General features: G+C 41.0%; 19 protein-coding genes. 6 read left to right on the top strand and 13 right to left on the bottom strand.

The genetic code is table 11. The features are described from left to right. Nucleotides 1-82 precede the first annotated feature (82 nt). Both AL038_RS07995 and rapZ read left to right on the top strand, forming a co-directional pair. Entirely contained in the window at nucleotides 83-1,264 is a 1,182-nt protein-coding gene (locus AL038_RS07995; RefSeq protein ID WP_062151495.1) for a phosphoglycerate kinase, read from the top strand. 252 nt (nucleotides 1,265-1,516) lie between these two features. Next, complete coding sequence (rapZ, locus tag AL038_RS07990; RefSeq protein ID WP_062151492.1) at nucleotides 1,517-2,365, top strand: RNase adapter RapZ; 849 nt, start codon at nucleotides 1,517-1,519, stop codon at nucleotides 2,363-2,365. A 3-nt stretch (nucleotides 2,366-2,368) separates the two neighbouring features. Here the strand turns inward: rapZ and AL038_RS07985 are convergent, their stop codons facing one another. The 4 genes from AL038_RS07985 to AL038_RS07970 form a co-directional block, all read right to left on the bottom strand. Beyond that, complete coding sequence (locus AL038_RS07985; RefSeq protein WP_062151490.1) at nucleotides 2,369-2,755, bottom strand: hypothetical protein; 387 nt, start codon at nucleotides 2,753-2,755, stop codon at nucleotides 2,369-2,371. Between the two features lie 2 nt (nucleotides 2,756-2,757). Next, entirely contained in the window at nucleotides 2,758-3,693 is a 936-nt protein-coding gene (locus AL038_RS07980) for a hypothetical protein (protein WP_062151487.1), read from the bottom strand. A gap of 18 nt (nucleotides 3,694-3,711) precedes the next feature. Next, complete coding sequence (locus AL038_RS07975; RefSeq protein ID WP_062151484.1) at nucleotides 3,712-4,227, bottom strand: hypothetical protein; 516 nt, start codon at nucleotides 4,225-4,227, stop codon at nucleotides 3,712-3,714. 218 nt (nucleotides 4,228-4,445) lie between these two features. Then, nucleotides 4,446-5,285: an urease accessory protein UreD gene (locus tag AL038_RS07970; protein WP_062151480.1), complete on the bottom strand. Its 840-nt coding sequence runs from the start codon at nucleotides 5,283-5,285 to the stop codon at nucleotides 4,446-4,448. Between the two features lie 311 nt (nucleotides 5,286-5,596). Here AL038_RS07970 and AL038_RS07965 point away from each other — a divergent pair, with 311 nt between their 5' ends. Further along, entirely contained in the window at nucleotides 5,597-7,729 is a 2,133-nt protein-coding gene (locus tag AL038_RS07965) for an OmpA family protein (RefSeq protein ID WP_062151477.1), read from the top strand. A gap of 149 nt (nucleotides 7,730-7,878) precedes the next feature. Here AL038_RS07965 and AL038_RS07960 read toward each other — a convergent pair whose 3' ends face one another. The 4 genes from AL038_RS07960 to AL038_RS07945 all read right to left on the bottom strand — a co-directional run bounded on the left by AL038_RS07960 (nucleotide 7,879) and on the right by AL038_RS07945 (nucleotide 10,508). Then, nucleotides 7,879-8,535 carry a Tll0287-like domain-containing protein gene (locus AL038_RS07960; RefSeq protein WP_062151474.1) on the bottom strand — a complete coding sequence of 219 codons (657 nt, stop codon included), beginning with the start codon at nucleotides 8,533-8,535 and terminating at the stop codon, nucleotides 7,879-7,881. A gap of 258 nt (nucleotides 8,536-8,793) precedes the next feature. Beyond that, entirely contained in the window at nucleotides 8,794-9,357 is a 564-nt protein-coding gene (locus AL038_RS07955; protein ID WP_062151471.1) for a YceI family protein, read from the bottom strand. Between the two features lie 39 nt (nucleotides 9,358-9,396). Then, nucleotides 9,397-9,960: a YceI family protein gene (locus AL038_RS07950; protein WP_062151468.1), complete on the bottom strand. Its 564-nt coding sequence runs from the start codon at nucleotides 9,958-9,960 to the stop codon at nucleotides 9,397-9,399. Nucleotides 9,961-9,977: 17 nt separating this feature from the next. Beyond that, complete coding sequence (locus tag AL038_RS07945) at nucleotides 9,978-10,508, bottom strand: cytochrome b (protein ID WP_062151465.1); 531 nt, start codon at nucleotides 10,506-10,508, stop codon at nucleotides 9,978-9,980. Between the two features lie 427 nt (nucleotides 10,509-10,935). Between AL038_RS07945 and AL038_RS07940 the strand changes: the two genes are divergently transcribed. Genes AL038_RS07940 through gabD form a run of 3 tightly spaced genes read left to right on the top strand, consistent with a single transcriptional unit; the run spans nucleotide 10,936 to nucleotide 13,941 of the window. Next, a complete protein-coding gene (locus tag AL038_RS07940) occupies nucleotides 10,936-11,583 on the top strand; it encodes a dienelactone hydrolase family protein (RefSeq protein WP_062151462.1) in 648 nt (215 codons plus the stop codon). A 24-nt stretch (nucleotides 11,584-11,607) separates the two neighbouring features. Continuing rightward, complete coding sequence (locus tag AL038_RS07935) at nucleotides 11,608-12,465, top strand: M23 family metallopeptidase (protein WP_201800142.1); 858 nt, start codon at nucleotides 11,608-11,610, stop codon at nucleotides 12,463-12,465. 21 nt (nucleotides 12,466-12,486) lie between these two features. Continuing rightward, nucleotides 12,487-13,941, top strand: a complete 1,455-nt coding sequence (gabD, locus tag AL038_RS07930; protein ID WP_062151459.1) for an NADP-dependent succinate-semialdehyde dehydrogenase — start codon at nucleotides 12,487-12,489, stop codon at nucleotides 13,939-13,941. Between the two features lie 73 nt (nucleotides 13,942-14,014). On the opposite strand, the gene AL038_RS07925 is transcribed toward gabD, so the two are convergent. The 5 genes from AL038_RS07925 to glgA all read right to left on the bottom strand — a co-directional run bounded on the left by AL038_RS07925 (nucleotide 14,015) and on the right by glgA (nucleotide 21,373). Next, nucleotides 14,015-15,652 carry an adenylate/guanylate cyclase domain-containing protein gene (locus tag AL038_RS07925; protein WP_083991466.1) on the bottom strand — a complete coding sequence of 546 codons (1,638 nt, stop codon included), beginning with the start codon at nucleotides 15,650-15,652 and terminating at the stop codon, nucleotides 14,015-14,017. A 75-nt stretch (nucleotides 15,653-15,727) separates the two neighbouring features. Further along, nucleotides 15,728-16,111: a response regulator gene (locus tag AL038_RS07920; protein WP_062151456.1), complete on the bottom strand. Its 384-nt coding sequence runs from the start codon at nucleotides 16,109-16,111 to the stop codon at nucleotides 15,728-15,730. A 178-nt stretch (nucleotides 16,112-16,289) separates the two neighbouring features. Continuing rightward, nucleotides 16,290-18,200 carry a sensor histidine kinase gene (locus tag AL038_RS18525; protein WP_062151453.1) on the bottom strand — a complete coding sequence of 637 codons (1,911 nt, stop codon included), beginning with the start codon at nucleotides 18,198-18,200 and terminating at the stop codon, nucleotides 16,290-16,292. 426 nt (nucleotides 18,201-18,626) lie between these two features. After that, nucleotides 18,627-19,739, bottom strand: coding sequence for a tRNA guanosine(34) transglycosylase Tgt (tgt, locus tag AL038_RS07910; protein WP_062151450.1), 1,113 nt, complete (start codon nucleotides 19,737-19,739; stop codon nucleotides 18,627-18,629). Nucleotides 19,740-19,918: 179 nt separating this feature from the next. Next, nucleotides 19,919-21,373, bottom strand: coding sequence for a glycogen synthase GlgA (gene glgA / locus AL038_RS07905; protein ID WP_062151447.1), 1,455 nt, complete (start codon nucleotides 21,371-21,373; stop codon nucleotides 19,919-19,921). Nucleotides 21,374-21,434 lie beyond the last annotated feature (61 nt).

Raw genomic sequence — 21,434 nt, 5'->3', positions numbered from 1 at the left:
AGCTAATTTTGCAAATCCTGATTCAGACTATTCTTTAATGCAGACTAACAAAAAAATTTGTAATAACTTTAAGGAGTTTGGCATGTCAACTTTAAAAATGACTGAGTTGAATTTAGCGGGTAAACGGGTGTTAATTCGGGAAGATTTCAACGTACCTGTTAAAAACGGTAAAGTTACCAGTGATGCACGGATTCAAGCGGCATTACCTAATGTGAAACACGCGCTACAAGCGGGTGCAAAAGTTATGTTAATGTCGCATTTAGGTCGTCCTGAAGAAGGTGTATATAACGAAGAATTTTCCATGCAACCAGTCGCTACGCATTTAGGTGAGTTACTTGGTAAACCTGTGCGCTTGATTAAAGATTGGTTAGAGGGACAATTCAGCGTTGCAGAAGGCGAAGTCGTGTTATTTGAAAACGTCCGCTTTAATAAAGGCGAGAAGAAAAATAACGATGAGCTGTCGAAAAAAATGGCAAGTTTATGTGATATTTACGTCATGGATGCCTTTGGTACGGCTCATCGTGCTGAAGCCTCTACCCATGGTGTTGCAAAATATGCCCCTGTTGCTTGTGCTGGTATTTTGTTAGCGGGCGAATTAGAAGCCTTAGGAAAAGCGTTAAAAAATCCCGCGCGTCCGTTAATTGCTATTGTCGGTGGTTCTAAAGTTTCTACCAAACTCACTGTATTAGATTCTTTGTCGGGGATTGTTGACCAACTGATTGTCGGTGGCGGTATTGCTAACACATTTATTGCTGCACAGGGTAATTCGATTGGTAAATCTTTGTTTGAAGCAGATTTAGTTGCAGAGGCGCAACGTTTAACAAGCGTAGCAAAAGCCAAAGGGGGGGATATTCCAGCCCCTGTTGATGTCGTGGTTGGAAAAGAATTTAGCGAAAATGCAACCGCGACTTTGAAGAAAGTTACTGATATTGAAGCGGATGATATGATTTTTGATATTGGCCCTGAGACATCTGCACAATTTGCTGAATTATTGAAAAAAGCAGGTACGATTGTCTGGAATGGCCCTGTTGGTGTGTTTGAGTTTGACCAGTTTGGCGCGGGTACAAAAGCCTTAGCGCAGGCAATTGCTGACAGTCCTGCGTTTTCGCTTGCGGGGGGTGGGGATACATTGGCAGCCATTGATAAATATGGTATTGCGGATAAAATTTCTTATATTTCTACAGGTGGTGGTGCATTTTTAGAGTTTTTAGAAGGGAAAAAACTGCCCGCTGTAGAAATTTTAGAACAACGCGCAGCGGTTTAAGTTTTATCACCCTGTCAATGGTGATTGATTTGATGGGGTGATATTAACAGCGTCCATAAGGAATATAGCGCGTAGCTTATGTAACCTGAGTTCGGGATAAGAAATAGGGAAAAATTAATAAATTTAATTGGTTTATCTCGTTCCCACGCTGGAGCGTGGGAACGAGAATTTCTTATCCCGAACTCAGGTTATGTAATACCAATTCGGTGATAATAAAGTGAGCTTAAAGGAATTTGGCAAACGGAATTAAATATGAAGCTATTAATTGTCAGTGGGTTATCTGGGGCAGGAAAGACCATTGCCTTGCATAGTTTGGAGGATATGGGGACGTATTGCGTGGATAATTTGCCTGTGAGTTTATTACCTGCGTTTGCAGAACAGGCGAAGCAACTGGCGAATTTACATGATTATGTTGCCGTAGGAGTTGATGCACGGACGGCCGCATTGCATGATTTACCCAGTTTGTTGCAAACTTTGAGTGATACGGATATTCCGTATTCAATTCTTTTTTTGGAAGCGGATGATGCGGTATTAATTAAGCGTTATAGCGAAACCCGTCGTAAACATCCGCTAACAACCAAACAATTACCCTTAGCGGAAGCGATTAAGTATGAACGGCAATTGCTTGCGCCGTTATCTAGTCGTGCAGACATTCGAATTAATACCAGCCAGATGCACGTTCATCAATTGCGTGACATGATACGGCTACGTACTGATTTACAAATTAATCAATCGATTTCTATTTTATTTTTATCCTTTGGATTTAAATATGGTCTTCCGCAAGAAGCAGATTTTATCTTTGATGTCCGTTGTTTGCCTAATCCGCACTGGGACCCAGAATTACGTCCTTTAACAGGTCGTGATCATGCTGTTGTGCAGTTTTTAGCATCACAACCCAAAGTGCAGCAAATGTTGGCGCATATTAGTGAGTTTTTAAGCGTTTGGATTCCACAATTTGAAGCGGATAACCGTAGTTATTTAACCGTTGCAGTGGGTTGCACGGGGGGGCAACATCGTTCCGTATATATTACAGAACAGTTGGCGCAATTGTTTAATCAAAAACGGGATGGCGTGTTACTCAGACATCGGGAATTAGTTTAAAAATTAATAATCTATCCCTAATCGCCACTGTAGGCTATGGGCTTTTAGTTGTTGCAATACATCAATAAATAATTGTAACTCAAGTAATAATTCGTCAATATGTGCAATATGGTTCGGTTGTTGCGCTATCAAGCCCATCATGGTTGAAAACCATTCAATGCCTTGCTCTGGATTAAACCATTGATTATCCATGCTAATAATTTCTTCTGACAGTTCAAATTGTTCTGCTAATGATTCATCCATCCCAACAAAATCATCAAGTAAGGGTAAATCCTGTTCCATCGCTAACTGATTAATCATCTCGGCATTTTTACCCAATAGTTTGCCGTCTATCATCGCTGACATATCAGCCGTTGATTGATTTACCACAAGATAGTAAGCCACGCTCATTATTAACGCCTTTCAAGTCGATGTGCTAGCCCTCGCTTAAAACTTGGCGATTGACTCAGTACAGGTTGGCGCGCTAAACGATAGGGAAATGTTAATCCTTGTCCGCCTGCTAAAGGATAAGTTTGTCCTTGATAATGCACGATATATTTTGTTGGTGTTGCATCAGTTGTTGTAGAAATTTTTAACAGCGGGGTTTTTATTTCCGCAATGCCATGTAATGCCGACCATGCAACAGGAAAATCAAATATTTCTTGTAACCAAGATAGTTCCTCTGTAAAACCAAGCTGTTGTAATAGCAATATAAATTGTTTACCCATTTCAATGCTCGCGGGACAATCGTAACGGCAGGGATTATGCGGAATCAAGCGCAAGCCTAAAGATTGCCAAAATAAATTGGTTTCTATACAGGATGATAATTTAATTAATTGTGATTCACTATCGGGTTGATGATGACTAGCTAATGCGCTATGCCATGTCATGTCGATAAACCCTTGTTCTGCACAGTAATGATGAAAGGCTTGATAACAACAATAAGGATATCCAACTAAGCGACTGATTTCTGCCTCATCTTGTTGATTAATCGCCCGTTGTAAAGCCTGAATTGCCGCAGGATACCCAACAGCCACACGCAATAAAAAAGGCGTATCACCCGCAACTTGTAATAAGGCTTGTGCATTTGCATATTGCGCGACTGCCTGCATTTCCAGTGGCAAACTGACTAAGCCTTGTTCTATCCACAGGCTGGCTTGCTCAATGAATTGTGTTGGCGATAAAACCAACGTACAGCAACCACGCATCCCCGTTTTTACGGATTGCCACTCCGCCGTTTGCCAGACTTGAATCAAACGAGTAAAGCGATGTTCCCATTGGCTTCGTGCTTCTTCACTCACCCAACTAATCCGCGTAAAATCAGGTAAGACAAAATCCAAACGTTCCACAACCAACCTCACTGTCTATTAATTCACACTGCGTGCATGTGAGGAAGAAAATTCTTGCCCGATTTGCAAGCGTAAATCCCACTCTGCCATTTTGACCGTTTCCGATAACATTTTGCAGAGAGAATGCAACATACTTTCACTCAAAACTAAATCTACGCCTGCCCCTTCTTTTGGATGTAAACATAATAGGTGTGAGCCATCATCACGTTTTTTGCGACTGATACGCGAGAGTAAAACCGCTTGGTCACCCAAAGGATATTGTTGATTATTCGCTTCGAACGGTTTGGAAAAATCCATCTGTTGCAACATATTTTCATGTTGAAAAGATAAAACAGCGGCTTGTACACGAGGGTCTGTATAACGATTGCCTGCTTCCACTTCTTTTAACATTTCCAGTAAGACCGCCCATAACAAGCGGACATAACGGCGTGTAAACCAAAAGCGGTATTCTGCCTTGTCGTGTGTATTCACTCGGAATTGCAAACGATCTTCCAAGGGGTCGAAGCTCAATTGCATCTGATAAAGTTGTGACATAAGAATAATGATAAAAGTGAATAAAATAGTGATTTGATTATAGCGAATTGTTGCTAAAAAGGCTTATTTATCACGGACGCGCCTAGCTTTAAATAAATCATGGGTTAAAGCCTGTCTAAAGCAGAATTTTCAGAATCAACTGAATTTTCAGAATTAAAAACACAAATAACATCGCCTGAAGCGGCATTATCCATTTTTAACAACCTGTCTAATAAAAATTAGGTTGCCCAAATACGCGGCGGACAAGCAGGACGTTGCGAAATGCTAGGACGTATTGCCGTCCAAACATCCGTAAAAAAAGCCTTTGCTTGTTCTGCATGATTCCCTAAATAACGACTAATAAGCATCCCTTCGACACTTGTTAATGCACATAAACATGAAGGTTCTGTGAACCAGTTGTGCAAGGTTTCGCGTAATTCATCCATTGCCCACGTTGTTATCGTTGGAACAGCACATAAAAAACTGCCAACAACAGGATAACCAGCCAATCCCCATGCACTGCTTAGTAATGGGCTATCACCTTGATAATACGCGCGTTCAATCCATAAGGGTGTTTTTCCTACATAAATTTCAATCGCTTGTCGCAATTGCCCCTGCATAAATCGTTCATGACTTGCAGGTCGTCCCAAACAGACAATATCCCATCCCATAAAAACACTGTCAGGCGCAAGCATAACGCGCAACTGGCTATGGCTTCGGCTGTCATTAAACGCAATCGTTTCTTGAGGCAACCACTCTAAAATACCCTGCTGTGCAACGGTTAATTGAATATTTTGTTGGGAAAAATGCGTAGGATGTGCGTATAACTTTGTTGCAGCAGGTGTCGTTATCAATGCTTGCGCATTTTTATCGACATGAATTTGAATCTGCAAATGGTCACCGCCAACAATCCCCCCCGGTGGATGCAACAAATAAACATGACAAGTGCCATTCGTTTCAGGATAAAACGGACGTTGAATTTGTAAAGGCCCTGAATGTCGTCGCTGACTCAAGACCGTACGGGTGACACGTTGTGTAAAGTACAATTGTAACTGAGCTTGCCAAGTATCCAGCATCATGGTTTAGGCATATCGTAGGCGAAAAAATGTTATTGTATCGAAAACGGTCGCATAAAACGAAAATGAATTGCCATGAAGCTAGATTGACGATTACACTTTTCTCGTTAGAGGGGCTAAAGCAGAATTCTCAATACTTCCAAACCAAACAAGACCGAATACATTAATAAGGCAATTTATAATTCATACCGTGTTTTTGTCTTGTCATTTTGTCATTATGTGTAACACATCGCGTGTGTCACAAAGTTTTTATCCTACAAAAACAACAATCAATTTCTCTCTAAAACCACTTTGAAATCTCAGGAGAAAACAATATGCAGATACCTCGCCAAGCAAAATTGACGCTCATCAACGGGATTATAATAGGGTTCGCGGCACTAACCGTAAGCAGTGGTTTTGCCGATTCCATCCCTATTCTTGCCGATGCAGTTGCAACACCAAACACAGCAACCCTTCCCGCATCAACCATGAGTAGCACTACCAATGCTACTGACGCTGAAGTTACACAAGAAACCCGCCTATTATTAGACCGTTTGCGCCTAGCAGATACAGAAACACAAGCCACACAACAAAATGTCTTCCTGCTACAACAGGCGATGGAAGAGCTACGCATTCAGTATGAAGCAGAATTAACAGAAACCCATAATTATGTAGAAGAAGTAAAACAAGCATTAGAAAAAGCCCAAGCAGATTTAGCCCGTACCCAAAGTAAAGCCGAAACGCTCATTGCTGATTTACAAAAAAATAATCTTGCAGAAAAATCCACACACAATCGTGTCATGACGCAGTTACAAGCAGAAAAACAAGCGATTGAAAAAACCTTAGCAGAAACACAACAAGCCTTAGAAAAAGTACAAACAGAATATGATGCCTTACAAACCAGCGTAGAAACGCTAAAAACCGAACGACAAACCGCAGTCACTGAATTAGAGACCTTACGCCCCCAACTCACAACCGCACAAACAGACTTAACAACATTACAAACTGAAAAACAAGCGATAAATGAACAACTAACGACGATACAAACCGCGTTAGACAAGAAAACCGCCGAATATACCCAACTGCAAGCAACCGCCACACAGTTAGAAACAGACAAGCAAGCCCTCACGACCCAAGCCACAGAGGCACAACAAACCCTGCACAAAACAGAAACCGACCTTGCAGATATTCGCGCACAATTAGCACAAGCCACTGAAGAACATAAAAAAGCCCTAGAGGCAGCACAAACTCAGATTAAAACCTTAGAGGCAAGCGTTGCAGAAGCCCAAAAAAACCTCACCGCGCAAACAGCCGAATTAACCACGCTACAAACCACCTTAGCCGAAAAAACCGATTCTTTAACCAACGCAGAACAAACCATTACCACCTTAAAAGTTGAACATGAACAACAGCTTGAAAAACTAAATCAAGATGCTGTTACCAAACTAACGGAAACGTTAGACAAAATGAAAGCCGAATACAACGCGACATTACAGAAAAAACAAGATGACTTGCAAACGCTAGAGGCAACGTTCAAAGATTTGCAAGAAAAAACTTATGCAGTACAAGCCACTTTTGTTGAAAATGTGCGTGCGGCACGCGATGCAGACATTAAAAACAAACAACAAACGGCAACGTTAGAAAGCCAACTTGAGCAAGCAGAACAAACGCAACAAAAAGCAGAAGAATCCATCCTGCAATTACGGCAAGCCATTGAAAATCTAACCGCTGAAAAAACAGAACAAGCCGCCAGTGCCGATGCGACAATCAGTCATGCGAAAGAAAATATTGACGATTTAACTCAAAAATTACAACAAGCTGAAACAACGTTAGCAACCAATCAACAAACGCAAGCAAAAATGCGTGCATTAGAAACAGAGCTAAGCACGCAATTAGAAACGACCCGCGCAACCGTGACAGAATTACGCGCAACATTAGAAAAAACGACAGCCGAAGCTAGCACAGCCCAAGCACAAGTAAAAACCCTAGAAACCAGCCTAACGGCAGAACAAGAAAAAGCAGTCATTGCAGAAACGCGTGCTTTAAAAGCAGAAACGGCAAATACAGAACTCTTAGCCACAATGGGACAAGTGACTGCATTAGGTGGTGTTTATACAGAGAAAGGTATTCTACTGATTTTACGTGATTTACCTTTCGCAAGTGGACAATCTGCACTTCCTGATGATTTGGTTTTATTAGATAAAGTTTCTGAATTAATCAAAGCATTGCCTAATAGACAAGTGCTTATTGAAGGACATACCGATTCTAGTGGAAATCCTGAGACGAATTTAACCTTATCTCAACAACGGGCAGAAACGGTTAAAACAGCGTTGATAAAACGAGGGGTAGCTGAAAATCTGTTGAGTAGCACAGGGTTGGGCAAAGAAAACCCCATTGCAGATAATGGAACAGCGACAGGGCGTAAACAAAATCGTCGTGTGGAAGTGACTATTTTACCAGCAAAATAATTGTAGCAAATGCGCCATGAAGTGATTTAAATTTAGGATTAGCGGTTCTGTCAGGACTGCTAATCCTCTGTATCGTTTTTAGTGCGTTTACTATACTTTTTAGGCAGAAAAAAGGCGAAACACTTTATTGCGCGTTTCGCCTTTTTTATTTATGGTGTTACGGCGGGTAATTTACCCTGTTTATATAATTCAATTACTTGACTAACAGGTTGGGTGATTAAAAAAGCACCGCGCAATTCACCTTCTTTAAAGCCAATTGCTTTATCATCAGGATAATAAGCTTTTATTTTGTCGTACAAGACGGCATCCACTTTCTCGCCATGACAGGTTAAACATACCGCACCTGTCGGGATAGCTTTCATAAATTGGTAATATGTTTGTCCGTCTTTTTCAATTTTGGTGAGTTGCTCAACCTTGCTTAAATCTTCCCCTTTTGCCTGACGTTCCACAAAAGACTGTAAAACCGTTGCTTCTTGGCTATCTGTCAATACACCATTGTGGGCATTACGATTTTTTAAACTAATCCGTTTAAGGCTTAGGTTATTTTCTTCTGCAAGGATTTTCGCAATTTGAGGGGCTTTTTCATTACAGACGGCAATAGTGCTGATAGCGCCATCCTGTTGCAAACTACTTTGTAACTCTTTCAGCAGTGTGCCGCCAAACTTCTTAACTGTGTCACGATAATGTGCAACTAGCTGACTTTCTAACGCTTGTTGTTCTGCCGTGTTAAGTGTGGTGGTTTCGGTTGCATTAACGCTTGATATGGTTAATAAAAAAAAGCCCGTGATAATTAAAAAACGTGTCATCGTTTCTCCCGCATAAGCAAGTAGTCTAGGTGTGTTTTATAGCATTATGTCATCGCTTAAAAAGCGAATCGTGCGGATAGTTTATCTAAAGGAGAATAAAATCAAAAGCGAGGAAAAGTATGTGATGAATCAAACGTATTTTAATCGTTTATTAAACGGACAAGGATTAGCCGTTTTTTAAATGGCTAATCCTTGAATATTGTTTCACTTCTAGCGGATTTCCCTATTTGTCAATGCTAAGGAAATTTACGCAAAAAATTAATCTTTAATGGCTTCCGCTTGAATCGTGATTTTCACCTCATCACCAACAGCGGGTACATAAGTGGCCATGCCAAATTCAGAACGTTTGATGCTAGTGCTTGCATCTATTCCACATTCAAACTTTTTATTAATCGGGTTTGTACCACAATTAAAATAATTAACCGTCAATGTCACGGGTTTGGTGGTAGCTAATAGGGTTAAGTTCCCTTCAATAAACGCGGGCTTGTCATCTTTAAAGCCGATATTGGTGGATTTAAAAGTCAACGTAGGAAACTTTTCAACATTAAAAAAGTCTTCTCCGCGCAGGTGTTCTTCTAGCTTTTCAAACCCTGTATCTATGGATTTTGCGTCGATAATGACTTCAACAGAACCTTTCTTGTTTGCGATATCCAGCGTCACTTTTCCCTTTGTGCTGTTAAACCGCCCTCGTTGAGTGGAAAACCCTAAATGGTTGATTTCAAAGCTAGGAAATGTATGAGTTGCGTCAATTGTGTAAGTATCGGCGGCAAATACAGCACTGCTTAAGCCAAACATCACTGCGGTTAAGAATGTCTTTTTCATGGTAAAACTCCAAATAATCAATAAGTAGTAAAGCCTTGCTTAAGGTTTTGCAGTCGCAAGGAGGGTAAAATTAACGGTTACCTCGTCAGCAACGGTTTCAGTATCTGCCCAAGCCCCTTCACCGATGTTGAATTGTAAGCGTTTTAAAATGAACTGCCCGCTTAATTCAACAGTAGAATCAAGCATTTTAACGGTAACAGGAATGGTAACTACCTGTGTTTTGCCTTTAATTTGTAACTCACCCGTGACTTCATAACTGTTTTCGCCCAGTGTATTGACCTTGCTACTGTTAAAAATAGCGGTTGGGAAAACGGATAAGTTAAACCAAGGTTTACGTTTAACTTCGGTGTTTGCTTCGTCACTGCCTAAATCAATGCTGTTTAGGTCAATTTCGATTTTAGTCGTCGTGTTTTCTGGTTTGCTTGGGTCAAACTGTAGTTGCGCGTTGAAGGTTTTAAATTGTCCTTCTACAGGAACATTCATCTGTTTAGAAACAAAAGTGATTTTGCTTTTTTCCACTTGCACAACACTGTATTCCAATGCGTGCGCCCAAGGGCTGAAACACAACGCCACAACCATCAGTAAGTAAACTCGTATTTTCATCGTAAACCTCTTTGTAATTAAAGAAATGACATCCGTTTTAATAGGTTATCTTTTGCAATAAATTGGTGTTTTAACGCTGCGCCAATGTGTAACACGACCAAGCCAATTAAAATGAAGTTCAATATGCCGTGTATATTGGCAAATAATTCTTTTAGTTCAGTATTTTTAGCGACTAAATCAGGTAAAGGCAACACGCCAAAGTAAACGACTTGAAACCCTGCGGCTGAACTCATTAACCAACCTGATAAGGGGATAGCAAACATTAATCCATACAATAAGATATGTGTGCCATGTGCGGCGTAGATTTCCCATGATTGCATGCCACTGAGTAAAGCGGGCGCGGGATGGGCTAGTCGCCAACTTAGGCGGAGTAAAACCAGTAAAAAGACGGTAACACCTATCCATTTATGCCATGAATATAATTGCAATTTTTGTGGGGATAAGGGTAAATCGGCCATGTAAAAACCAATCCCTAATAGACCAAATAACAGCAATGCCATTAGCCAGTGTAAAATAATCGCCGTTGTGGTGTAACGTACTACAGTCATTATGTTTATCTCCGATTGAACTAGTATTAACTGTTCTAATAAGAACTATTGTAGCAAAAAAATTAAAAATTGAAATACTTTTTTTTAATGAGAGTGTGGGGGAAGTTGTATGGCTTACTGTTAGCCTGTTGCGTTATTAAGGCGATGTTCTATCGGGGAGACTACTCGCCATATTATGATGCTTAGTTAATGGGAATTATCCTATTTAAACTCAAGTAGTAAGCTAATGTTTTTGGCAAATTTGCTAAAGTATAGATTTGCGTCTATGATTCGCTCCTTTAAGCACATGGTGAATCGTGCAAATGCCTTATTGTTAGTCACTGTAGCGTGAAATTAGCACGGTGTTTTATGTCATTTTACGTATTATTCACTGTCATCCTTGTCTTTCATTATTTTTCTATTTTTTCATGTTGCTAAGGAGTTTTTAATGGAGTTGACCACACCAGAGGGTGAAATCTTTAATACTTATGTCGCAGGCTCTAAAAAAGCGAATAAAGGATTATTGATTATTCACGACTCATTCGGCGTGTCCGACTACAATCGCGAGTGGGCGAATTACTTTGCTGAACAAGGTTATTATGTGCTGGTTGTGGATTTATATAATGGACAAACCGCATCAAATACAAAAGAAGCCAGCGAACTTTTGCGGACGTTAAATCAAGATGTTGTCAATCGTAAACTAAACACGGCATTAGAGTCTTTAAAAACGGCAAAGCGTAAAGTGGGTCTCTTAGGCTGGTCGTTTGGTGGCTTACAGGCGCAACACTTCGCTTTGCAACAGGCTGAGACAATTCGCGCGTTAGCCATTTATTATTGTCGGATAGTCATAGACCGTCATAAAGTTGAGTCTTTACACAGTGCTGTTCTTGCTATTTTTGCTGAAACTGAAAAAACATGGCCTGATAAACAAGCCGCTTTGGAACATGTGATGTCAGAAGCGGATAAAATTGTTGAATGTTATAGTTATGATGCCGATGCGGGTTTTATTAATCCTGATAGTTTGAACTATGATTCAGAAGCGGCTGAAGATACCCGTAAGAAAACATTGGCTTTTTTTAATAAAATGCTTGCTTAATTTTTCTCAACTTAGGTATAAATCATGCGACACAGTGCGATGTATAAAATGGCACTCGTTGGTCTTTGGCTCTGGTGTTATTTAACAACAGCATACGCGGATGATCTCACTGACGTATTGGCAAAAATCCGCACAACCCCTGCTGTTGCTGGGGGGATTGCATGGGTAACACTGAATAATCATAATCCTAGCATACCGCCTGATGTGCGCTATAACGGTAAACGCACGGCTGTTTGGTTTGACGGGCAAACGTGGATTGCGTTGGTCGGTATTCCATTAGCAACAGCCATCGGTTCGCAAACCCTGATTGAATCTGATACAAATACGAGCTATCCGTTTAAAGTTTTTGATAAAAAATATGCAGAGCAACGGCTTACGCTAAAAAATAAACGTCAAGTTGACCCAGAGCCAGATGATTTGCGCCGTATTGAAGCTGAAAATAAACGGGTACAAACCGCTTTAAATCCCCCTTGGCGGGCAACACGTTTTCCTTTACCGCTCTTAAAACCGGTTGATGGCAAGTTTAGTAGTCCCTTTGGCTTACGCCGCTTTTTTAATGGACAAGCACGTAAACCCCATAGTGGGTTGGATATTTCTGCGGGTGCGGGGGTTGAGATTCGTAGCCCTGCCGATGGCGTTATCGTAGAAATAGGGGATTTCTTTTTTAATGGTAATAGTGTTTTTATCGATCATGGCTATGGCATTGTTACCATGTATTGTCACATGAGTGAAATCGATGTGGCTGTTGGACAACAAGTTTATGCGGGGCAATCCATTGGTAAAGTGGGCATGACAGGACGCGCAACAGGGCCGCATTTGCATTGGGGTGTGAGTTTTAATGGTACGATGATAGACCCTATGTTAGTTATTCTCACAGAATAAATGTCGCAGGAGACTTCGCAGATGTTACCGCTTAAAGATACCCGCTTATTTCGTCAACAAGCCTACCTTAATGGACAATGGGTAAATGCCGATAGTGGCAAAACCATTGTTGTTACTAATCCCGCTACAGGGGAAATACTGGGGACTGTGCCAGAAATGGGGGCAGTGGAAACCCAGCGGGCGATTACTGCCGCTCAATGTGCGTGGGCAGCGTGGCGCGATAAAACGGCGAAGGAACGCGCGCAAGTGATGCGGGGTTGGTACAACCTGATTTTAGAAAATCAAAATGACCTTGCTATATTAATGACCGCAGAGCAAGGTAAACCACTTGCCGAATCCAAAGGCGAAATTAATTATGGCGCAGCGTTTATCGAGTGGTTTGCGGAAGAAGCTAAGCGGGTTTATGGTGATGTGATTCCTGCTAATAAACAAGGGCAACGTTTGGTTGTGTTAAAACAAGCCATAGGCATTGTTGCGGCAATTACGCCATGGAATTTTCCTATGGCAATGATTACTCGTAAATGCGCGCCTGCATTAGCTGTTGGTTGTCCTGTGGTGATTAAACCCGCGAGTCAAACACCGTTTTCTGCATTGGCGTTAGCCGAATTGGCTGACCGTGCGGGAATTCCTGCGGGAATTATTAATGTATTAACAGGCAATGCACGAGCCATTGGTGGAGAAATGACGGCTAATCCGTTGGTGCGTAAATTATCGTTTACGGGTTCAACGGAAATAGGCAAATCGCTGATGCAACAGTGTGCTGGGACGGTTAAAAAAGTTTCTTTAGAATTAGGTGGAAACGCGCCATTTATTGTGTTTGATGATGCAGATATTGATAAAGCCATTATTGGGGCAATTGCTTCAAAATATCGTAACGCAGGACAAACGTGTGTTTGTGCTAATCGCTTATTGATTCAGGAAGGTATTTACGAAACATTTGCAGAAAAATTAGCCATTGCGGTTAAACAATTAACCGTTGGCGATGGTTTACAAGCGGATATTCAGCAAGGACCATTAATTGACATGCACGCGGTAGAGAAGGTTGAAGCCCATATTCAAGATGCGGTCGCAAAAGGCGCGCGGATTGTTTGTGGTGGCAAGCGTCATGTGTTGGGGAAAACTTTTTTTGAGCCTACCATTTTGGCAGATGTTACGTCTGATATGCGCGTAGCACATGAGGAAACCTTTGGCCCTGTCGCCCCGCTGTTTCGCTTTAAAACGGAGGCAGAGGCCATTCAAATGGCAAACGATACTGAATTTGGATTAGCCGCTTATTTTTACAGTCGGGATGTAGGACGGGTTTGGCGTGTAGCGGAAGCCTTAGAATATGGCATGGTAGGCATTAATGAGGGGATTATTTCTACAGAAGTCGCGCCATTTGGTGGGATAAAAGAATCTGGTATTGGACGTGAAGGCTCTAAATATGGTGTGGATGATTTTTTAGAGATTAAGTATTTGTGTATGGGTGGAATTTAAACAGTTTTTTGTGGGTGTTTTGTTTGTTTTTGCTTGTTAATTTTGAATGGATTGCCTTTGGATAACTAACGGCTTATAACCGTTTTTTCTGCAATAAATACGTCAACATTTTGCCTTTTCCTTTGACATCGATAAAACCGCGTTCTTCAAACATAAATTGATGTTTGATGCGTTGGTAGGTGTCTTGGGAAACTTGGACTTTTCCAGGTAATCCTTGGGATTCCATACGGCTGGCAATGTTGACGGAATCTCCCCATAAATCGTAGTTAAATTTATTTTTGCCGATGACTCCCGCGACGACAGGTCCTGTGTGTATGCCTATTCTGAGTTGAAAACACGAGTGGTTGCGATAGTTTAGGGCTTGAATAGCTTCCACCATTTCTAGTGCCATATTGGCTACTGCTTCAACGTGGTCGGCGCGTGGGGTGGGTAAACCACCAACCAGCATATAAGCATCGCCAATAGTTTTAATTTTTTCTAATCCATGTTGTTCAGCCAATGTGTCAAATAGGAGGAAAATTTCATTTAAATTTTCGACGAGTTCCACAGGGGATATTTTTGCGGATAGTTCGGTAAATTTGACTAAATCGGAAAAGAGAATCGTGACATCTGGAAAGCTATCGGCAATCGTTTGGACACCGCGTTTTAAGAGGTCAGCAATGGGTTTGGGTAAAATATTGAGTAGTAATTTTTCAGATTTTTCTTGTTCGCGTTGAATTTGTTCTACATAGGCTTGTTCCATGTCACGCAGGCGTTTACGTTCAAGGGTTGCTGAAATTTTTGCATTTAAAATAACTTGATTAAAGGGTTTTTGTAGGTAATCTTCCGCGCCCATTTCTATGCAGTGAACAACGCTGTCAATTTCATCTAGGGCAGAAATCATAATGACGGGTAAATGACGCAGGGCAGGGTCGCTTTTTATCGCGCCTAAGACTTGAAAACCGTTCATTTCTGGCATGATGATGTCTAATAATACAAGGTCGTAGCGAAATTCTTGTACCTTTTGTAAGGCTTGTAAGCCGTTGACTGCAATATCAACATGAAATCCTTGACGGTCTAAACGGCGTGAGAGTAAATCGCGGTTACTTTCTTTGTCATCTACTACCAATAGTCGTGCTTCTCCCATTACAAATTCGACGGGTTGTTGTACGGCAGAGCGCATGGTGTGCAAGACGGCATCAATCGAGAGGTCTCCTTGCGAGAGAGCAGGCGATTCTAGCAGTTTGGCGGGGTCATTTCTTTGGGCAAAATGGGATAGTTCACTAATAACAATTAGTAAATGGCGTGAGGATGTGACAATTTTTTGTAGGTCTTGACAGAAGTCGAGTATCCCCTCTGTGCAAAAATCTTCTACTAGCATTTCGCTGTAGCCAATCAGTGCGTTGATAGGCGTGCGCAAATCATGACGCATGGTGGAGGTGAACAACGTGGGGTCGAACACAGGACACAATGAGTCTTGTTTGTTAAATAGGTTGGTGATTAGTCCAGCGAGTTGTTCTGCCGCGCTTTGCATTTTGTGCAAATCGGGTAGGGCTGATTGGTAGCTAGCGGTTATTTTGGCATATTGTAGAATGTCTTCAGTTAGGGTAATGATTGCACTGGTGTGTGAGAAGAAATCACGTTCTCTTTCCACCAATGCAACATCACTAGCACTGGTTGCATCCTCTACTGACGGGGTTGATAAGGAGTGACCCTCGTCTGCGGCGTTCATACTAGAACTCTTGATTGTGGTCTTCTAAGGAGCGGAAGCAAACAACGGAGTAGGCAGCAATACCAACCGCGCATCTTAACCGACTGAGGGGGTAGGTGTACCTAATAACACCTCAATTTTTCCCAATAAGCGAGGTAATTCAATGGGCTTTGTATCATAATCGTCACAGCCAGCGGCTAAGGCTTGTTCCCTATCACCAGACATTGCATGGGCGGTGAGGGCTATGACGGGAATTTTCTTGGTCGTATCATCTGCTTTTAGCTCTTTAGTTGCTGTCCAGCCATCTTTTACAGGTAGGCTCATATCCATGAGGATTAAATCAGGCTTTTCACTGTGCGCCATATCCACACCCTGTCCCCCATCCGTTGCTATCACAACATCAAATCCCTTACGAGTTAAGCGTCGGGACAGCATATCTCGATTCATTTCATTATCTTCTACTAACAAAATCTTAGGCATTCACGATCTCCTTAAAAGATATTTAGCTGATCATGTGTGTATTTGGTTATAATCAGTACTGATTCAAGCATTCTATTGTAGCGGCTTCCTATAAGTATAACGCTTTATGGTGGTAGTCAGTAGTCAGTCGATTTGTGAATTTGCATGAATCTTTTCTCTATTTACACAGTAATGTTTGCTAAGTCTGCACATTAAGTGCCATATTCTCTATCATATCGTTATTTTTTTCACTGATAATTGCAGGTAACTTTAGAATAAAAGTGCTGCCATAGCCTACTTTACTTTCTACTTGAATTTCTCCCCCCATCATTTCACAAAAGCGTTTAGTAATGGCAAGACCTAGCCCTGTTCCCCCATACTTACGGGTTGTGGAAGCGTCTGCTTGTGTGAATGCGGTAAATAATCTGCTCATTTGTTCTTCGGTCATACCAATACCGCTGTCGCAGATACGAAAAATAATCCAATCGGTTAATCCAATAGTTTCACGGGTTACAAACAAGGCAACAATACCATTTTCGGTAAATTTAAACGCATTACTAAGTAAATTAAATAGGTTTTGTCTAACTTTGGTAATATCCGCGTACATTGTACCTAAATGTTGTACGGTGTGAATTTCTAAGCGATTATTATTCTTTTTAATAAGCGGTTGTATTGTTGCTATAATCTCTCGTATCAAGGCTTCTATTGAAAATGATTCAAAATACATTTCCATTTTACCTTCTTCGATTTTTGATAAATCTAAAATATCATTAATCAGTGTAAGTAAATGGTTTGCCGCCCCGTGAATTTTTTCTAAATCGGATAATAAGGATACTTCCCCAATATCCGCTACTTCTTCTTGTAAAATCTCACTATATCCAATAATTGCATTCATGGGTGTGCGAAGCTCATGACTCATATTGGCTAAAAATTGGCTTTTTGCTCTATTGGCTGTTTCTGCTTGTTCTTTGGCTTCTAACCACGCAATTTCTGCCCGTCGACGTTCATTCAATTCTTTTTTTAGCGCATTTTGAATCAAACTTAAACGTTCATAGAGCGATTTAAAATAAACACTTGCATAAATAGCCAAGCCTAATCCAGTAATTAATAATAATAACCATGCCCAATAATGTTGTAAAAACTCGCTAAAGGTAACATCACCATATTGCTGATAGGGGGGTAAGCGTAATTGTTGTAAAACAGTATGCACAGGTTGGTAACTAGATGGAATTGTCCACCCATAATATTGTCCTGCTTTTGCGGCAGGAGAATCAGGTCTTATTAATAAGAGCGCAAAGGCAATTTTTTCAGCAATATCAACGGGAACATGTTCAAACGTTGCAAATGTCCAATTTGGGTACAATTGTGTGCTGCGTAAAAAAGGAAAGTTTGGAAAGGTGGGTTGTTCTGCTAAGACAACGATATTTTTTAAATCTATATGTTGAGCATCTGCCATACGTTCCAATGTATAGGTTGTAACCGCCCCCGCATCCACTTGTCCATTTAAGACGGCATGAACGACAGATTCATCCGATTCAACGGATAACACCTTTTTTAAAGTCGTTGCAGATAAGCCATATTGTCCCATTTCCCACCGCACAATATCCCAACTGCTAAAACTTTTCTCTTGCGCAATGGCTATCATTTTGCCTTGTAAATCACGTAATTCTTTTATGTCTAAGCGGTCTAAACGCCGAAAAATAACCGAGCCAAATCGGTGATACATTTTCCCTTGTTGTAAATATTTTAGCGTTGCGATACTCCGTGCATTATGGGTTACTTCAGCTACAACATAAGTTGCAGGGTCAGCAATAATAAAATCTGCCTTTCCTGCCATAACTGCCGCATCAACTTCATCTTGATTTAAGGGTAATAAAGCAAATTGATATTCGCGTAGATTTTGATTTAAATAGGTAACTGTCGCTTGCCATTGTTCGCTCGCAATAGATTTTCCATGTACAGCGATTACTGCAATATGTAATGTATTCTGTTTTTCTGCGGCGTTTGAAACAGGATAATCTGTCGAATCATCATCTGCTTTTATCAACATTGGAATACTGATAAACAATAAACAACAACTCACAGATAATACTTTCAATACATAACGCATATAAATCCCTAATCATGCAATAACAACAGACTAGCATGGTTTCCATTTGGATGAGGATGTTGTATTAGTGATTCTTCAACTATTATTTTTCGGCAATATTCAACGGAGAAGCCATTTTTTCTCACAAAAAACGTCTTTTCAATTTTATATCCTCGTTTTTCTAGTCCACCACTAAAATAACGATGTTTTACACATGTTAGCAATAACTATTCCTAAGCATGAATAAATATAATATATTGTTATATATAAATTTTTATAGAAAGCCTTTTTGATTGACTGACTCAAAAAAGCACATGTCTTGTTAACAGTGCTAACCAATAAAAATACAAGCGATTTATCTCTTATGTTTTTTCTTCGTTATTTTTATTATGTTAGCACTATCATGTCGTTTACACTAAATACCGAAACGCTGCGAATTTATTCCCTTTAATTATCATCTAATGTCCCCTGTGTCTCGCGGTAAAAGTCGCGAACAAACGCGGGTAAACGATGTTCTTCAATAGCCAGTCTTAACCCTTGCATGAGCTTCTGATAATAATGCAAATTATGAATTGTATTTAGATGTGAGCTGAGAATTTCGCGGGCTTTATCCAAATAGTGCAAATAGGCACGGGTATAGTTGCGGCAGGTATAGCAATCACAATTTTCATCTAAAGGGCGTGTATCGCGGCGATGACGGCTATTACGAATTTTAACCGCCCCTTTGCTGGTAAATAAATGTCCATTACGGGCGTTACGGGTAGGAATAACACAGTCAAACATATCAATGCCTTGACAAACCGCATTCACAATATCAACAGGTAAGCCAACACCCATCAAATAATGCGGTTTATTAAAGGGAAGTTTGGGTGCAACTTCTGTTAAAACCCGAATCATTTCCTCTTTAGGTTCACCAACAGATAAACCACCTAGCGCGTAGCCATCAAAACCGATTTCTGTTAATCCCGCTAAAGACTCCACACGTAATGCTTCATACATTCCCCCTTGGACAATACCAAACAGTGCAGAAGAATTATCCCCATGCGCAATTTTTGAGCGTTTTGCCCAACGCAAAGATAATTCCATTGAAGTGCGTGCTTGTGATTCTGTTGCAGGATAAGGTGTGCATTCATCAAAAATCATGACGATATCAGAACCTAATGCGCGCTGAACTGTCATAGATTCTTCAGGTCCCATAAAAACTTTTGCACCATCAATGGGGGAGCGGAACAGCACGCCTGCTTCGGTAATTTTACGAATTTTACCCAAGCTAAAAACTTGAAACCCGCCAGAATCCGTTAAAATTGGTTTGCGCCAGTGCATAAAATCATGCAAATCACCATGTAAATTAATGATTTCTGTACCGGGTCTTAGCATTAAGTGAAACGTATTACCTAAGACAATTTGCGCCCCTGTCGCCTCAACCTGTTCAGTTGTAACGGCTTTAATGGTTGCATACGTGCCTACAGGCATAAAAGCGGGTGTATCAACCACTCCGCGAGAAAAATGTAAACGGGCGCGGCGGGCGAGTCCGTCTGTAGCGAGTAATTCAAATTGCATAATAGCTTGCTGGTTGGGGAAAAGGTACTTTCCGTAAAAATGAAGGGTTATTGAACTGTTTGCAAGAATAGAGAGAGATAATAACGGATACCACTCCTTAAAGCGGTACTATCTGTGCCATTTTCTGTCTTTTAATTCCGTATGTCTTAAAAATTAGCGAATTTCGATTCAGGCAGATTTTAGGATAAAACATGCTGGTATAAGACCATATATGCTTTCGCGCTCTGTTGCCAGCTACAATCATGAAGCATTCCATTGAGTTGTAATTGTCGCCATGTTGCCTTATCGCGATAGGTTAATAATGCCCGTTGTACGCTGTGCAAAATAGCATGATGGTCCTCTGCATCAAAGACAAAACCTGTTGCGTTGCCCTTGTCTAACGTTGCGGGGGTTGTATCGGTTACTGTATCTGCTAAGCCACCCGTACGCCGAACCAGCGGAATTGTACCGTAACGCATACTATACAATTGATTTAAACCACAAGGCTCAAAGCGTGAGGGCATTAAAAATATATCTGCGCCTGCTTCTAGTTGATGTGCAAGGGTTTCATCATAACCAATCGTAATACTCAGCCGTCCTTGATACTGTTTTGCAAGGCTTTGTAATTGATACTCTAAAGATTTATCCCCACTCCCTAGCAGCGCAAGTTGTGCCCCTTCATTCAAAATATCCGCAATGGCGGGCAATACTAAATCTAATCCTTTTTGATACGTGAGGCGGGTAATCATCGCAATCAGCGGTTTTTCAGGGTGCATTAAACCCAAACGTTGACAAAGTGCTTGTTTATTTTTAGCTTTACCTGTGAAATCTTCACTAGAATAGTGGAAAGGTAAATAGCTATCGGTGCGCGGATTCCAGTCGTCAACGTCAATCCCGTTTAAAATCCCCTGTAGTTGATTATTGCGCTCACGGAGCAATCCCGCTAAACCATACCCAAAGGTAGCTGTTTGAATTTCCTTAGCATAAGTGGGGCTAACCGTAGATAGCCAATGACTATAATAAATCCCTGCTTTAAGAAAAGAAACCGCACCATAATATTCTAAACCATACATATTAAAGCTAACGGCAGGCAGTTCTAATACACTCATGATGGCGGGGTCAAATATTCCTTGATACGCCATATTATGTAAACTTTGAACCACCCGTGCATGAACAGGGTTTGCACTATACGCCAAATAAGTAGCGGTTAACCCCGTTTGCCAATCATTACAATGGATAATATCTGGTTGAAAAGTAAAATAATGTTGCCCAAACAATGCGGCTAATTTAGAAAGCGCGCCAAATCGTAAGGCATTATCCCCCCAATCATTACCGTGTTGATCTTGATACAATCCTCCTGAGCGTTGATAAAGTTGCGGACAATCCAGCGCGTACACAGGAAAGCTATTGTCTGGCATCATGCCCGCTAATACCCGTACAGGTGGGAGACTGTGTAATAAATTAACCTTATCATGTTCACAAGTTAGCGTTAATCTATCTAAAACAGGTGGATAGGCGGGTAATAATACCCGTACATCAACACCCAATTGTCGCAAGGCTTTTGGCAGTGCGTGGCTAATATCAGCGAGTCCACCCGTTTTAACCAGTGGATACACTTCAGCACTCACAAATAAAATTTTTAGGGGAGTGGACATTGTCAATGAGAACCAAAACGCTTGGAATACGATGAAAATAGGTGCGAACTGATTCGCACCT

The organism is Beggiatoa leptomitoformis, from assembly GCF_001305575.3.
In the GTDB taxonomy this organism is placed as follows: Bacteria; Pseudomonadota; Gammaproteobacteria; order Beggiatoales; family Beggiatoaceae; genus Beggiatoa; species Beggiatoa leptomitoformis.
This window is presented reverse-complemented; position numbering and strand designations above follow the sequence as displayed.

What these genes read in the sequence shown, in the direction of transcription:
- AL038_RS07920 (WP_062151456.1), bottom strand. Translation starts at nt 16,111, where the DNA reads ATGCCTAAGATTTTGTTAGTAGAAGATAATGAAATGAATCGAGATATG.
- AL038_RS07975 (WP_062151484.1), bottom strand. Translation starts at nt 4,227, where the DNA reads ATGTCACAACTTTATCAGATGCAATTGAGCTTCGACCCCTTGGAAGAT.
- AL038_RS07950 (WP_062151468.1), bottom strand. Translation starts at nt 9,960, where the DNA reads ATGAAAATACGAGTTTACTTACTGATGGTTGTGGCGTTGTGTTTCAGC.
- AL038_RS07995 (WP_062151495.1), top strand. Translation starts at nt 83, where the DNA reads ATGTCAACTTTAAAAATGACTGAGTTGAATTTAGCGGGTAAACGGGTG.
- AL038_RS07925 (WP_083991466.1), bottom strand. Translation starts at nt 15,652, where the DNA reads ATGAACGCCGCAGACGAGGGTCACTCCTTATCAACCCCGTCAGTAGAG.
- tgt (WP_062151450.1), bottom strand. Translation starts at nt 19,739, where the DNA reads ATGCAATTTGAATTACTCGCTACAGACGGACTCGCCCGCCGCGCCCGT.
- AL038_RS07970 (WP_062151480.1), bottom strand. Translation starts at nt 5,285, where the DNA reads ATGATGCTGGATACTTGGCAAGCTCAGTTACAATTGTACTTTACACAA.
- gabD (WP_062151459.1), top strand. Translation starts at nt 12,487, where the DNA reads ATGTTACCGCTTAAAGATACCCGCTTATTTCGTCAACAAGCCTACCTT.
- AL038_RS18525 (WP_062151453.1), bottom strand. Translation starts at nt 18,200, where the DNA reads ATGCGTTATGTATTGAAAGTATTATCTGTGAGTTGTTGTTTATTGTTT.
- AL038_RS07985 (WP_062151490.1), bottom strand. Translation starts at nt 2,755, where the DNA reads ATGAGCGTGGCTTACTATCTTGTGGTAAATCAATCAACGGCTGATATG.
- glgA (WP_062151447.1), bottom strand. Translation starts at nt 21,373, where the DNA reads ATGTCCACTCCCCTAAAAATTTTATTTGTGAGTGCTGAAGTGTATCCA.
- AL038_RS07955 (WP_062151471.1), bottom strand. Translation starts at nt 9,357, where the DNA reads ATGAAAAAGACATTCTTAACCGCAGTGATGTTTGGCTTAAGCAGTGCT.
- rapZ (WP_062151492.1), top strand. Translation starts at nt 1,517, where the DNA reads ATGAAGCTATTAATTGTCAGTGGGTTATCTGGGGCAGGAAAGACCATT.
- AL038_RS07940 (WP_062151462.1), top strand. Translation starts at nt 10,936, where the DNA reads ATGGAGTTGACCACACCAGAGGGTGAAATCTTTAATACTTATGTCGCA.
- AL038_RS07945 (WP_062151465.1), bottom strand. Translation starts at nt 10,508, where the DNA reads ATGACTGTAGTACGTTACACCACAACGGCGATTATTTTACACTGGCTA.
- AL038_RS07935 (WP_201800142.1), top strand. Translation starts at nt 11,608, where the DNA reads ATGCGACACAGTGCGATGTATAAAATGGCACTCGTTGGTCTTTGGCTC.
- AL038_RS07960 (WP_062151474.1), bottom strand. Translation starts at nt 8,535, where the DNA reads ATGACACGTTTTTTAATTATCACGGGCTTTTTTTTATTAACCATATCA.
- AL038_RS07965 (WP_062151477.1), top strand. Translation starts at nt 5,597, where the DNA reads ATGCAGATACCTCGCCAAGCAAAATTGACGCTCATCAACGGGATTATA.